11 protein-coding genes are annotated in these 12,387 nt (G+C 72.5%); 10 read left to right on the top strand and 1 reads right to left on the bottom strand.

Annotated features, from left to right (window positions below; genetic code table 11):
* The first annotated feature begins 28 nt into the window (after positions 1 to 28).
* The 4 genes from hutU (at position 29) to hutI (ending at position 5,554) form a co-directional block, all read left to right on the top strand.
* Complete coding sequence (gene hutU, locus AMK21_RS18530; protein WP_073879313.1) at positions 29 to 1,687, top strand: urocanate hydratase; 1,659 nt, start codon at positions 29 to 31, stop codon at positions 1,685 to 1,687.
* Complete coding sequence (locus tag AMK21_RS18525) at positions 1,687 to 2,961, top strand: allantoate amidohydrolase (protein ID WP_079181198.1); 1,275 nt, start codon at positions 1,687 to 1,689, stop codon at positions 2,959 to 2,961. Before hutU ends, AMK21_RS18525 begins: the two co-directional genes overlap by 1 nt.
* Positions 2,952 to 4,319, top strand: a complete 1,368-nt coding sequence (locus tag AMK21_RS18520) for a formimidoylglutamate deiminase (protein ID WP_073879311.1) — start codon at positions 2,952 to 2,954, stop codon at positions 4,317 to 4,319. Before AMK21_RS18525 ends, AMK21_RS18520 begins: the two co-directional genes overlap by 10 nt.
* A gap of 62 nt (positions 4,320 to 4,381) precedes the next feature.
* Complete coding sequence (gene hutI, locus AMK21_RS18515; RefSeq protein ID WP_073879309.1) at positions 4,382 to 5,554, top strand: imidazolonepropionase; 1,173 nt, start codon at positions 4,382 to 4,384, stop codon at positions 5,552 to 5,554.
* Positions 5,555 to 5,665: 111 nt separating this feature from the next.
* Here the strand turns inward: hutI and AMK21_RS18510 are convergent, their stop codons facing one another.
* Positions 5,666 to 6,661, bottom strand: a complete 996-nt coding sequence (locus AMK21_RS18510; RefSeq protein WP_073879308.1) for an RNA polymerase sigma factor SigF — start codon at positions 6,659 to 6,661, stop codon at positions 5,666 to 5,668.
* A 287-nt stretch (positions 6,662 to 6,948) separates the two neighbouring features.
* Between AMK21_RS18510 and AMK21_RS18505 the strand changes: the two genes are divergently transcribed.
* The 6 genes from AMK21_RS18505 to AMK21_RS18480 all read left to right on the top strand — a co-directional run bounded on the left by AMK21_RS18505 (position 6,949) and on the right by AMK21_RS18480 (position 12,376).
* Positions 6,949 to 7,317, top strand: coding sequence for an STAS domain-containing protein (locus AMK21_RS18505; protein ID WP_073879873.1), 369 nt, complete (start codon positions 6,949 to 6,951; stop codon positions 7,315 to 7,317).
* 191 nt (positions 7,318 to 7,508) lie between these two features.
* Positions 7,509 to 8,000, top strand: a complete 492-nt coding sequence (locus AMK21_RS18500) for an ATP-binding protein (RefSeq protein WP_073879306.1) — start codon at positions 7,509 to 7,511, stop codon at positions 7,998 to 8,000.
* 168 nt (positions 8,001 to 8,168) lie between these two features.
* Positions 8,169 to 8,888, top strand: coding sequence for a peptidase (locus tag AMK21_RS18495; protein WP_073879304.1), 720 nt, complete (start codon positions 8,169 to 8,171; stop codon positions 8,886 to 8,888).
* A 31-nt stretch (positions 8,889 to 8,919) separates the two neighbouring features.
* Positions 8,920 to 9,873 carry a hypothetical protein gene (locus AMK21_RS18490; RefSeq protein WP_073879302.1) on the top strand — a complete coding sequence of 318 codons (954 nt, stop codon included), beginning with the start codon at positions 8,920 to 8,922 and terminating at the stop codon, positions 9,871 to 9,873.
* Complete coding sequence (locus AMK21_RS18485) at positions 9,870 to 10,961, top strand: hypothetical protein (protein ID WP_073879300.1); 1,092 nt, start codon at positions 9,870 to 9,872, stop codon at positions 10,959 to 10,961. Before AMK21_RS18490 ends, AMK21_RS18485 begins: the two co-directional genes overlap by 4 nt.
* Entirely contained in the window at positions 10,958 to 12,376 is a 1,419-nt protein-coding gene (locus AMK21_RS18480) for a hypothetical protein (RefSeq protein ID WP_073879298.1), read from the top strand. The genes AMK21_RS18485 and AMK21_RS18480 overlap by 4 nt, the downstream gene beginning before the upstream one ends.
* The last annotated feature ends 11 nt before the right edge of the window (positions 12,377 to 12,387 follow it).

The raw sequence follows: 12,387 nt of genomic DNA, 5'->3' as shown, positions 1-12,387 counted from the left end.
ATGTTCACCGTCGCGAGGAGACACCGCCATGTCAGGACCCCGCCCCGTACGAGCGCCGCGCGGCAGCGCCCTCAGCACCCTGGGATGGCAGCAGGAAGCCGCCCTGCGCATGCTCCAGAACAACCTGGACCCCGAGGTCGCCGAGCACCCCGACAAGCTCGTCGTCTACGGCGGCACGGGCAAGGCGGCCCGCGACTGGCGCTCGTTCGACGCGATGGTCCGGACCCTGCGGACGCTCAAGCAGGACGAGACGATGCTCGTCCAGTCCGGGCGGCCGGTCGGCGTCATGCAGACCCACGAGTGGGCGCCGCGCGTCCTGATCGCCAACTCCAACCTGGTCGGCGACTGGGCCAACTGGGAGGAGTTCCGCCGCCTGGAGGCGCTCGGCCTCACCATGTACGGCCAGATGACCGCCGGGTCCTGGATCTACATCGGCACCCAGGGCATCCTCCAGGGCACCTACGAGACCTTCGCCGCCGTCGCCGCGAAGAAGTTCGGCGGTACCCTGGCCGGGACGATCACGCTGACGGCCGGGCTCGGCGGCATGGGCGGCGCCCAGCCGCTCGCCGTCACCATGAACGACGGCGTCGCGATCTGTGTCGACTGCGACCCGCGCGCCATCGAGCGCCGCATCGAACACCGCTTCCTGGACGTCAAGGCGGACAACCTGGAGCACGCCCTCCAGCTCGCCGTCGAGGCCCGTGACGCCCGCCGCCCGCTCTCCATCGGCCTCCTCGGCAACGCTGCGGAGCTGCTGCCCCGGATGCTCGCCGAAGGTGCGCCGGTCGACATCGTCACCGACCAGACCAGCGCCCACGACCCGCTGGCCTACCTCCCGATCGGCGTCGACTTCGACGACATGTCCACCCTCGCCGCCGAGAAGCCCGCCGACTTCACCCAGCGCGCCCGCGAGTCGATGGCCCGCCACGTCGAGGCCATGGTCGGCTTCATGGACGCCGGGGCCGAGGTCTTCGACTACGGCAACTCCATCCGCGGCGAGGCCCAGCTCGCCGGGTACCACCGCGCCTTCGACTTCCCCGGCTTCGTCCCCGCCTACATCCGGCCCCTCTTCTGCGAGGGCAAGGGCCCCTTCCGCTGGGCCGCCCTCTCCGGCGAGGCGTCCGACATCCACAAGACCGACAAGGCGATGCTGGAGCTCTTCCCGGAGAACGAGTCGCTGCACCGCTGGATCAAGATGGCCGGCGAACGTGTCCACTTCCAGGGCCTGCCCGCCCGCATCTGCTGGCTCGGCTACGGCGAGCGCGACAAGGCCGGCGAGCGCTTCAACGACATGGTCGCGAGCGGCGAACTGGCCGCCCCGCTGGCCATCGGCCGCGACCACCTGGACTGCGGCTCGGTCGCCTCCCCGTACCGCGAGACCGAGGCCATGCTGGACGGCTCCGACGCCATCGCCGACTGGCCGCTTCTGAACGCCATGGTCAACGTCGCCTCCGGTGCCTCCTGGGTCTCCCTCCACCACGGCGGCGGTGTCGGCATGGGCCGCTCCATCCACGCGGGCCAGGTCACCGTCGCCGACGGCACGAAGCTCGCGGGCGAGAAGATCCGCCGCGTCCTGACGAACGACCCCGGCATGGGCGTCATCCGCCACGTCGACGCCGGATACGACATCGCGGAGTCCGTCGCCACGGACAAGGGCGTACGCGTCCCGATGGCGGAGGGCAACTGATGCCGTCCGGCACGACGGAGAGCACGTCGGGCGCCATGTGGCGTACGGGTGACTCCTTCCTCTCCATGTGGCGCGAGCTGGCCCCCGTCGGCCGCCACCCCGACAGCGGCGGCTACCGGCGTTACGCCTGGTCGGCGGCGGACCTCGACTGCCGGGCCTGGTTCCGTACGCAGGCCGAGGCGCGCGGCCTCACCTACGAGAGGGACCGCAACGGCAACCAGTGGGCCTGGCTCGGCGACCCCCTGGCCGGCGACGCCGTCGTCACCGGCTCGCACCTGGACTCCGTACCGGACGGCGGCGCCTTCGACGGGCCGCTGGGTGTGGTCTCCTCCTTCGCCGCGCTCGACGAACTCCGCTCCCGGGGCGTGGTGTTCACGCGCCCCCTGGCCATCACCAACTTCGGTGACGAGGAGGGCGCCCGCTTCGGTCTCGCCTGTGTCGGGTCCCGGCTCGCCGCCGGACAGCTCACCGTCGCCGACGCCCACCGCCTCCGGGACGCGGACGGGATCGCCCTGCCCGCCGCCATGGAGAGCGCCGGATACGACCCCGAGACCATCGGCCCCGACCCCGAACGGCTCGCCCGGATCGGCGCGTTCGTCGAACTCCACGTCGAGCAGGGCCGCGACCTCGACCTGACCGGCGACCCCGTCGGCATCGCCTCCGCCATCTGGCCGCACGGCCGCTGGCGGTTCGACTTCCGGGGCGAGGCCAACCACGCGGGCACCACCCGCCTGGCCGACCGCCGCGACCCGATGCTCACGTACGCCGAGACCGTGCTCGCCGCCCGTCGCGAGGCCGAACTCACCGGCGCCCTCGCCACCTTCGGCAAGATCGCGGTCGAGCCCAACGGGGTCAACGCCATCCCCTCCCTCGTCCGTGGCTGGCTCGACTCCCGCGCCGCCGACCAGGCCACCCTGGACGCCGTCGTCACCGGGATCGAGCGGGCCGCCCGGGAGTACGCCGAGCGGGTGGGGATCGACCTCGACGTCGTACGGGAGTCCTTCACGCCCGTGGTCGAGTTCGAGCACGCGCTGAGGGACGAGCTGGCCAAGATCCTGGAGGGGAGCGGCGACACGGGGCGCCCCGTCCCCGTCCTCGGCACCGGCGCGGGCCACGATGCGGGTATTTTGTCCGCCTCGGTGCCCACCGCCATGCTCTTCGTACGGAACCCCACCGGCATCTCGCACTCTCCGGCCGAGCACGCCGCAGAGGACGACTGCACGGCCGGGGTGCGGGCACTCGCCGACGTACTGGAAGGTCTCGCGTGCAGCTGACAACCCGGGCGGCGGGCGGGCCCGTCACCGCGACGTACTGGATGGACCACGCCTGGCTCGGGACCCATGTCGAGCCCGACGTCACCGTGGAGGTGGCCGGCGGCCGCATCGCCGGGGTCAGGACCGGGGTCGAGACGCCCCCGCCCGGCGCCACGGCGCTGCGCGGCCTGACCCTCCCCGGCCTGGCCAACGCCCACTCCCATGCCTTCCACCGGGCCCTGCGCGCCACGGTCCAGGTGGGGTCCGGCACCTTCTGGACCTGGCGCGAGCTGATGTACCAGGTGGCGTCCCGGCTCACCCCGGACACCTACTTCGACCTGGCCCGCGCCACGTACGCGGAAATGGCTCTGGCCGGCATCACCTCCGTCGGCGAATTCCACTATCTGCACCACGCGCCCGGCGGCATTCCCTACGCCAACCCCAACGCCATGGGCGAGGCGCTGATCGCGGCGGCGGCCGAGGCCGGCATCCGGATCACCCTGCTGGACACCGCCTACCTCGCCGCCGGCTTCGGCGAGAAGCCCAACCGGCACCAACTGCGCTTCTCCGACACCACCGCCGAGGCCTGGGCCGAACGCGCCTCCCTCCTCAAGGGCGACGACCACACCCTGATCGGCGCGGCCATCCACTCCGTCCGCGCGGTCCCGGCCGACCAGCTGGCGACCGTCGCGCAGTGGGCCGAGGAGCGGAACGCCCCCCTCCATGTCCACCTCTCCGAGCAGCCGGCGGAGAACGACGCCTGCCGGGCCGCCCACGGCCGCACCCCCACCCGGCTCCTGGCCGACCACGGGGTCCTCGGCCCGCGCACCACCGGCATCCACAACACGCATCTGACGGAGGAGGACATAGCGCTGCTCGGCTCCTCCACCACCGGCACCTGCATGTGCCCCACGACGGAGCGCGACCTCGCCGACGGCATCGGCCCCGCCGCCGCACTCCAGAAGGCGGGCTCGCCGCTCTCGCTGGGCAGCGACAGCCACGCCGTCATCGACCTCTTCGAAGAGGCGCGCGCGATGGAGCTCGACGAGCGGCTGCGCACCCACATCCGGGGACACTGGACGGCCGCCGCTCTGCTGAGGGCCGCCTCCGCCGACGGGCACGCCGCACTCGGCCGCCCCGACGCGGGCGTCCTGGAACCGGGCGCCCGCGCCGACCTGACGACGATCGCCCTGGACTCCGTCAGAACGGCGGGACCGGCGCCCCGACTGGCAGCGGAGACCGCCGTATTCGCCGCCTCCGCCGCTGATGTGCGGCACACGGTCGTGGCGGGCCGTCACATCGTCCGCGACGGCCGTCACGCGCTGATCGAGGACGTGCCCGGAGCGCTGGCGGCCGCTGTGGCAGCCCTGCACGGCTGACCGACGGCCACCCCACCCCACCGACCGCGGACCTCCCGGAACGCAAGGAGAACACTCTCCAGATGACGACCACCGCCGTCACCCACATCGCCAGCCTGGTCACCAATGACCCCTCCCTCGGCAACGGGACCCCCCTGGGCCTGATCCAGGACGCGGCCGTCGTCATCGAGGGCGACCGCATCGTCTGGACCGGTGAATCAAGCAAAGCACCCGCCACTGACAACGTCCTCGACGCGGCGGGCCGGGCCATGATTCCGGGCTTCGTCGACTCCCACTCGCACCTGGTCTTCGCGGGCGACCGCACCCAGGAGTTCAACGCCCGGATGTCCGGGCAGCCCTACACCGCCGGCGGCATCCGCACCACGGTCGCCGCCACCCGCCAGGCCTCCGACGAGCAGCTCTCCGACAACGTCGCCCGCTACCTCGCCGAGGCCCTGCGCCAGGGCACCACCACCCTGGAGACCAAGTCCGGCTACGGCCTCACCGTCGAGGACGAGGCCCGCGCCCTGCGCATCGCCTCCCGCCACACCGCCGAGGTCACCTACCTCGGCGCCCACGTCGTCTCCCCGGACTACACCGACGACCCGGCCGGCTACGTCGACCTGGTCACCGGCCCCATGCTGGAGGCCTGCGCCCCGCACGCCCGCTGGATCGACGTCTTCTGCGAACGCGGCGCCTTCGACGGCGACCAGGCCCGCGCCATCCTCACGGCGGGCCGCGCCAAGGGCCTGCATCCCCGCATCCACGCCAACCAGCTGACGTACGGCCCCGGCGTCCAGCTCGCCGTGGAGCTCGACGCCGCCTCCGCCGACCACTGCACCCACCTCACCGACGCGGACGTGGACGCGCTCGGCCAGGGCGACACGGTCGCCACGCTGCTCCCCGGCGCCGAGTTCTCCACCCGCGCCACCTGGCCCGACGCCCGCCGCCTGCTGGACGCCGGAGCCACGGTCGCGCTCTCCACGGACTGCAACCCCGGCTCGTCGTTCACCTCGTCCATGCCGTTCTGCATCGCCCTGGCCGTGCGCGACATGGGGATGACGCCCGACGAGGCCCTCTGGTCCGCCACCGCGGGCGGCGCCGCGGCCCTGCGCCGCACGGACATCGGCCGCATCACCCCGGGCGCCCGCGCCGACCTGGTCCTCCTGGACGCCCCGAGCCACGTCCACCTCGCCTACCGCCCGGGCGTCCCGCTGGTCAGCGCGGTGTGGCGGGGCGGGGAGCGGGTGGAGTAGTCGCTGGGTGTCCGGCATGCGGAAGGACCCGCTCCCGTATCCGGGCCGGGTCCTTCCGCATGCTCGGCACCGGCCCGCGCGGCCCCGCGAAGGGCGGCGGACCGGGTTCGGCTACTCCTCCAGGGTCAGCCCCTTGCGGAGCTTGACCAGCGTGCGCGAGAGCAGCCGGGACACGTGCATCTGCGAGATGCCCAGCTCCTCCCCGATCTCCGACTGCGTCATATTGCTGACGAAGCGGAGCGAGAGGATCATCCGGTCCCGCGCGGGCAGCGCGGCGATCAGCGGCTTCAGGGACTCGACGTACTCGATGCCTTCGAGCCCGTGGTCCTCGTAGCCGAGGCGGTCGGCGAGGGCGCCCTCGCTGTCGTCCTCCTCGGGCTTGGCGTCCAGTGAGCTCGCGGTGTACGCGTTGCTCGCGGACATGCCCTCGACGACCTCGTCCGGCGTGATGCCGAGGCGCTCGGACAGCTCCGCCACGGTGGGCGCGCGGTCCAGCTGCTGGGAGAGCTCGTCCGTCGCCTTGGCCAGGTCGAGCCGGAGCTCCTGGAGCCGGCGCGGGACGCGCACGGACCAGCTGGTGTCGCGGAAGAACCTCTTGATCTCGCCGACGATGGTCGGCATCGCGAACGTCGGGAACTCGACACCGCGGCTCAGCTCGAAGCGGTCGATCGCCTTGATCAGGCCGATGGTGCCGACCTGGACGATGTCCTCCATCGGCTCGCTGCGCGAGCGGAACCGGGAGGCGGCGAACTTGACGAGCGCGAGGTTGAGCTCGACGAGGGTGTTGCGGACGTACGCGTACTCGTGCGTGCCCTCTTCGAGGGATTCGAGGCGCTCGAAGAGCGTCTTCGACAGGGCCCTGGCGTCCAGAGCCCCCACTTCGGCGTAGGGCGGGATCTCGGGCAGTCCTTCGAGCCCCGTGAAGAGCCCCGTGAAGCCATCGAGCCCCTCGCCGGAAGAGTCAGGGGTGGTGCTGATGATGCTGGTGGTGGAGCTGGTGCGCGGGCCGGGAACGGCGGTCGCGGCGGGGGAGTCGGAATTGGTCGGTCCCTGAGGACATGCCGACGGCGCGTTGGGGGTACGCGCTTCGTCGAGCCGGGGTGACATGGGTCTCCTCCATCGTTCTCGGCATATGGCTGCCGATGCCCATACGTGTTCCTGCGGTGAAGCGGCGCCTCCAAAGCCGGTCGTGTTTGAGGTGTCCCTCTACCCTTACCCGGTTCCTGCCAGCAGTTACAAGCGCCAATTGACCGTATATGTCCGGTTTGTTGAGGTCTCCGACTACCGCGTGGCCCACGAAACGCGTACTGTTTTAGGCACGTCGGCGGCAGCTCTGCATTCAGCCGCACAGGCATTGACGCGCACGGTGACGGACGGCGAAGAGGTACATGGGCATGGACCGCGGGACGGTCGGCAGTGCGAACCGGGGTCGGCTTCAGGTCGAGGCCCGGACCGAGGGGCGCAGCGAGGTCGTGACTCCGGTGGGTGAGCTCGATCACCACACCGCCGATCTGCTGCGGGAGCCGCTGGAGAGCGCGGTCGAGCAAGGGCGGTCACGCCTCGTGGTCGACTGCTCACGCCTGGACTTCTGCGACTCCACCGGGCTGAACGTGCTGCTCGGTGCCCGCCTCAAGGCGGAGGCGGCCGGAGGGGCGGTTCATCTGGCCGGAATGCAACCGGTCGTGGCGAGAGTCTTCGAGATCACCGGCGCGGAGGCGGTCTTCACCGTCCACGCCACGCTCGAAGACGCTCTACGGACCTAGATCCGGTACGGTGCGCTTCGCGCGTCGTCCCGGATGGCGGCCGTGTTGAGCGATCGACAGCCCGAAGTGGGTGTCGTAAGGGTTCGGCCGGGCAGGAGACCCCCGTCGGCATCCCGCAAAGATCCGGCACAGTCGACAACTGATCATTTCTGTTCAAACGCGACATGGCGAATCGGTGAGGTGAAGCGCTGATGAGCACCACCCGGCAGCATCCGCCGGGCGACCTCGGCCGCGAGCCGGAAGGAGCGGGCGCAGCCTCGCCCGTTCCGGCCGAGCGGCAGTGGCGCACGCTCTCACTCGGGCAGGCCAGTGGCATCGTCCCCATGGCCCGTGATTTCGCCCGGCAGGCCCTGCACGACTGGGGATGGCTCCCGGCGTCCAGCGCGGACCGCCGGGCGGCGGCCGAGGACGTCCTGCTGGTCGTCTCCGAGCTCGTGACCAATGCCTGCCTGCATGCCGAGGGTCCCGAAGAGCTCCGGATCGGCCGTACGCCCGAGGCGCTGCGAGTCGAGGTCGTCGACCGGGGGGCCGGCCAGCCCGCCCCCCGTACGCCGCACCGCGCCGGCCGCCCCGGCGGGCACGGCATGTTCATTGTGCAGCGCCTCTGCCTTGACTGGGGCGTGCAGCGTACGCCGGAGACGCCGGGCAAGACCGTCTGGGCGGAGCTCGCCGCCCCCGCGTAGCAGCAGAGGCATCCCGCACATCGAGGAGCGCGCCGATCCGGCGCGCTCTTTGTCTTCCCTCCATCAGGCCCCGGGCGTACCTTGAGCGCCCAATCTGATGTGTCGTCAGCAACGAGCGCCCGTACGGATCGTGGCGCGCGGCGACGTCCGGCATGAGGGGAACACGAGGTGTCGAACCAGAAGCGGACAGCTCTCGCTCTGACGGCCGCGCTCACGGTCGCGATGGCGGGCTCGGTGGCCCTGATGGCCGCGCCCGCCGCCCACGCAGAGGTCGTGGACGTCAATTACCAGTGCGAGACGCCCATCGGGCCCAAGGGGGCCGTCTCGCCCATAGACATCAAGAGCGTCAAGAGCGGCAGCGGCTACAAGCTCACCATGTCCTTCCGGAAGGGCGTCTCCTCCAGCCCGGTCGAGCTGGGCAGGGGGGCCATGGACCCGAGCGCCGCGATCGAGGTCGGCGGTGCGGAGACGGGGAGGGTCCAGGTCTCGGGACCGGCGAACGCCGAGGCGATTCCGGCCAACACCCCCATCAAGATCAGTGACTTGTCGGGGACGTACACCCCGAAGAAGAGCGGCAAGGTCACCTTCACCGCCGGGGTGCTCACCATCAAGGCGCTCGGTACGACCACGACCTGTACGCCGAAGAACAGCCCGGGCCCCTCCCTGCGACTCGACGTCCAGGGCGCCGGGGGATCAGGGGGATCGGGGGGCTCCACGGCAGGCGGCTCGACCGGCACCGGAGGCAGTACCTCCGGCGGCGGCGAACTGCCGAAGACCGGCCCGCTCGACTCGGCGGCGGCGCTCGGCACCCTCGGCGGAACCGTGCTCCTGACCGGGGCGGCCGGAGTGCTCTGGCTGACCCGGCGAGGACAGCGACCCACGGGCTGAACGCCGCGACCGTCAGCGTGAGGGAGCCGCCATGGATCCGTCGACCCCGTACGTACGCCTGCCGTGGACCCTGTGCGTACGCCTGCTCGCCGCCCTGCTGCCGGCGCTGCTCCTCGCACCTGCGGCGGCGGCCGACGACGGCCCCGGCGCCCCGGCGGGCTGGACGGCCCGGCCCGCGGGCGGCGGGAGCGCCGGCCGGGATGCCCGGCCGTACGTCTACCTGGAGGGCGCTCCCGCGACGGTGCTCCAGGACCGGCTCTCGGTGACCAACCCGACCCGCGCCCCGCTGACCGTACGGCTGCGGGGCGACGGCCGGGCCGGGCCGTGGCTCCGGTTCGCGGCGGACACGGTCACCGTGCCGGCCCGGACCCGTGCCGACGTGCCGTTCGCGCTCGCCCTGCCGGGCAACGCGACGCCGGGCGACCTCGCGGGGGAGATCGTGGCGGCGGCCGACGGGGGCGAGGAGAGGCGCGTACCGGTGCGAGCCAGGGTCGGCGGCCCCACCCTGGCGGCGCTCACCGTGGAGGACGTCGAGGTGTCGGGCCGGACCATCCGGTACGCCCTGGTCAACCGGGGCAACACACCCCTGCGGCCGCGGCTGGCCGTGCGCGCGGACGGGGTGTTCGGCACGCTGCTGGACCGGCGGGCCCGGCCGCTGGACGTGGAGCTGGCCCCCGGCCGCCGGGTGGAGCTCACCGAACCCTGGCCGGAAGCACCGGCGTTGGACTTTGTCACCGTACGGCTGCGGGTCGCCGCGGAGGGCGGGGCGCGGGACGAGGCGGCTGCCTCGGCGGCGTACGTCCCGGTGGCGCCGGTCGCCGGGGGCGGGCTGTTGGCGCTCGGCGTACTGGCTGTGCTCGGCACCGGGGCGTACCGGCGGCGAGACCGGCGCGGCGCGGCGACGACCCGCCCGGCCACCGGGCCGCACGGTGGGCAACCGGCAGAGGAATCCAGGCCCTTGGTGAAGGCGGGAGCGGAATCGTGACGCAGCACCCGGGAGTCGGTAGCCGCGTGCCGGCAACTCTCCTGCTCCTCCTCGCCGTTCTCCTGGCCCTGGCGGCGGCCCCGGTCACCGCCGCCCCGACGGCACAGGCGGCCGATGGAGACGGTCCCTCCGTCACCCTCTCCAGGAAGGAGGCGGGCAAGGGCGGTGAGATCACCGTCAAGGGCGGTGGCTGGCGCTCCGAGGCGTTGCTGATGCTCCTGATCTGCGGCCGGTCCACCCCGGAGCGGGGCGTGATCGGCGGCACCAATTCCTGCGCCAACGCCGACGGTCGGGCCGTCACCACCGACAAGAAGGGCTCCTTCAGCAAGAAGCTGCCGGTGGCCGAGCCGCCCGAGCCCTGCCCCTGCGTGGTGCACGTCGCCACGGTGACCGGCGAACAGGCTTTGTTCGACGCGGTGTTCACGGTGGCGAGCCATCCCACAGCCCCGCTGCCGCCCGCGGCCGACGAGGGAAGGCTCGCGGTGCTGGCCACCACCCGGCTGGAGGGCGGGAGTTCGCTGCTCACCTGGTTCGGCGCCCCGCCCGCCCGGCAGTTGGTCTTCACCGTCGGCAATCTGGGGCCCGCGCCCGTGGAGGACCCCGTCTTCGAGATCGGCACGGCGCACGGCGTCTACGCCCCGCAGTGGGAGGAACGCCAGTGGCGCGGCACGGTCGCGCCCGGCGGCAAGGCGCAGATCAGGCTGCCGGTCGAACTCTCCGCCGGCGCGCACGGCGACTACCAGGTCTCCCTGCGGTACGGGACGAAGGTGCTGGCCGAACAGCCGTGGGGGGTGAGCCGCCCGTGGGGCGTCACGCTCTTCTGGGTGCTGCTCTGCCTGGTCGTCCCGGCCGCCTTCTTCCGTATCGGCATGGCCGTCGTGGACAAGGTCCGCCCCCGTCCCGCCGGCCTGGTGGCCCGCCACGCGCACCGCACGCGTACGCCCGCCGCCAAGGCGCCCCCCGCCCCGGCCGCGCTGCCGTGGTTCACCCAGGACTCCGCACCGCCAGATATCCGGTGTTCCGCACCGCCGGAGAACCGACCCCCACCCACGACGAAGGGACAAGCGTGGACACGCAACGGAGGATGAGCGCGGCCGGGATCGCGCTGATGCTCGGCGGCGCGGGCATCGTGCTGGCCGCGAGCCCGGCCCGGGCCGCCGAGGTCAGTTACGCGACGGAGTGCGTTCCGCCGCCGATCTCGGGGCTGCCCCCGGTCCAGGGCACCACGAAGGTGCTGCTGACCGCCCCGGCCGAGGCGAAGGTCGGCGACGAGATCGAGATCGTCTGGAAGACGGTCGACGCCGCCTCCAAGAACCCCGACGTGCTGGACCTGGGCAAGGACACGGTGAAGCCGACCGGCACCATCACGCTGGGCGGTGCGGCGAGCGGCGGGCTGAAGCTGGAGGGTCCCCGGCAGAACCCGCCCATCCCCAAGAACAGCCCCATGCTGCTGCCGGACATGAAGGCCAAGCTGAAGCTGGAGAGGGCCGGGGAGATCACGCTGACCCCGGGCGCGTACACGATCAACGTCTCGAAGCCGATCTCCACGGACACCAAGTGCGCCCCCAAGGAGACGGTTCAGCCGGGTGCCACGATCAAGGTGACGGAGGGGGGCTCCAGCACGGGCGGCACCACATCCGGAGGTACGGACTCCGGCGGTACGACGACGGGTGGCACGGACCCCGGGGGCTCCACGACCACCGGAGGCACCACGACCGGAGGCACCACGACCGGAGGCACCACCTCCGCAGGCGGCACGACGTCCGGCGGAAGCACCGGAAGCACCGGCAGCGGCGGAACCACCACCTCCGGCGGCAGCACCGGCGGCACCGGAGGCGAGACCGACTTCCCCGGCAAGGAGGTCTCCGTCGCCTACGCCTGCAAGACCCCCATCGGCGACAAGAACGCCACCTCCCCGGTCCGGATCAGCGCCAGGAAGAACGGCGGCGCCTACGACCTCACCGTGAAGTTCGGCAAGTCCGTGATGGACAGCCCCATCGACATCCCGGCCGACCAGGTCAAGCCCTCCATGGAGGTCGAGCTCGGCGGGGCCGACCAGGGCACGGTCGCGGTCGAGGGGCCGCTGAACAAGGAGGTCATCAAGACCGGCGCCCCGATCGAGATCCCGGACCTCACCGGCACGTACAAGCCCGGCGCGAGCGGCAGGTCCACGCTCAGCCCGGGCGTCCTGACGGTGATGGCCGCCGGTACGACGACGACCTGCACCCCGCCCGCCGATGTGGCGGTCTCCCTGGAGCTGGACACCTCCGCCCAGCCGGGCGGCGCGTCCGGAGGCACGGGCTCCGGCGGCGGCGGCACGGCTGGCTCGGGCGGAGCGGCGGCGTCCGGCGGCGGTACGGACTCGGGCGGCGGCCTGGCGGCCACCGGCGCCGAGGGTGACGGCGCCCTGCGCGCGCTCGGCCTGGTCGCGGGTACGGCGATCCTGCTGGGCGGCGCGGTGTTCACGTTCACCCCGTGGCGGCGGCTGCGCTCCCCGCGCTGAGCCACCGGCGC

It is taken from the genome of Streptomyces sp. CB00316 (assembly GCF_001905595.1).
GTDB lineage: Bacteria > Actinomycetota > Actinomycetes > Streptomycetales > Streptomycetaceae > Streptomyces.
Note: the sequence above shows the minus strand (reverse complement) of the source record. Positions and strands in the feature narration are given on the sequence as shown.

Bases quoted from the DNA above. Each gene is read 5' to 3' on its own strand.
- AMK21_RS18500 (WP_073879306.1), top strand. From the start codon at position 7,509: ATGAGCACCACCCGGCAGCATCCGCCGGGCGACCTCGGCCGCGAGCCG.
- AMK21_RS18505 (WP_073879873.1), top strand. From the start codon at position 6,949: ATGGACCGCGGGACGGTCGGCAGTGCGAACCGGGGTCGGCTTCAGGTC.
- hutI (WP_073879309.1), top strand. From the start codon at position 4,382: ATGACGACCACCGCCGTCACCCACATCGCCAGCCTGGTCACCAATGAC.
- AMK21_RS18490 (WP_073879302.1), top strand. From the start codon at position 8,920: ATGGATCCGTCGACCCCGTACGTACGCCTGCCGTGGACCCTGTGCGTA.
- hutU (WP_073879313.1), top strand. From the start codon at position 29: ATGTCAGGACCCCGCCCCGTACGAGCGCCGCGCGGCAGCGCCCTCAGC.
- AMK21_RS18480 (WP_073879298.1), top strand. From the start codon at position 10,958: ATGAGCGCGGCCGGGATCGCGCTGATGCTCGGCGGCGCGGGCATCGTG.
- AMK21_RS18510 (WP_073879308.1), bottom strand. From the start codon at position 6,661: ATGTCACCCCGGCTCGACGAAGCGCGTACCCCCAACGCGCCGTCGGCA.
- AMK21_RS18525 (WP_079181198.1), top strand. From the start codon at position 1,687: ATGCCGTCCGGCACGACGGAGAGCACGTCGGGCGCCATGTGGCGTACG.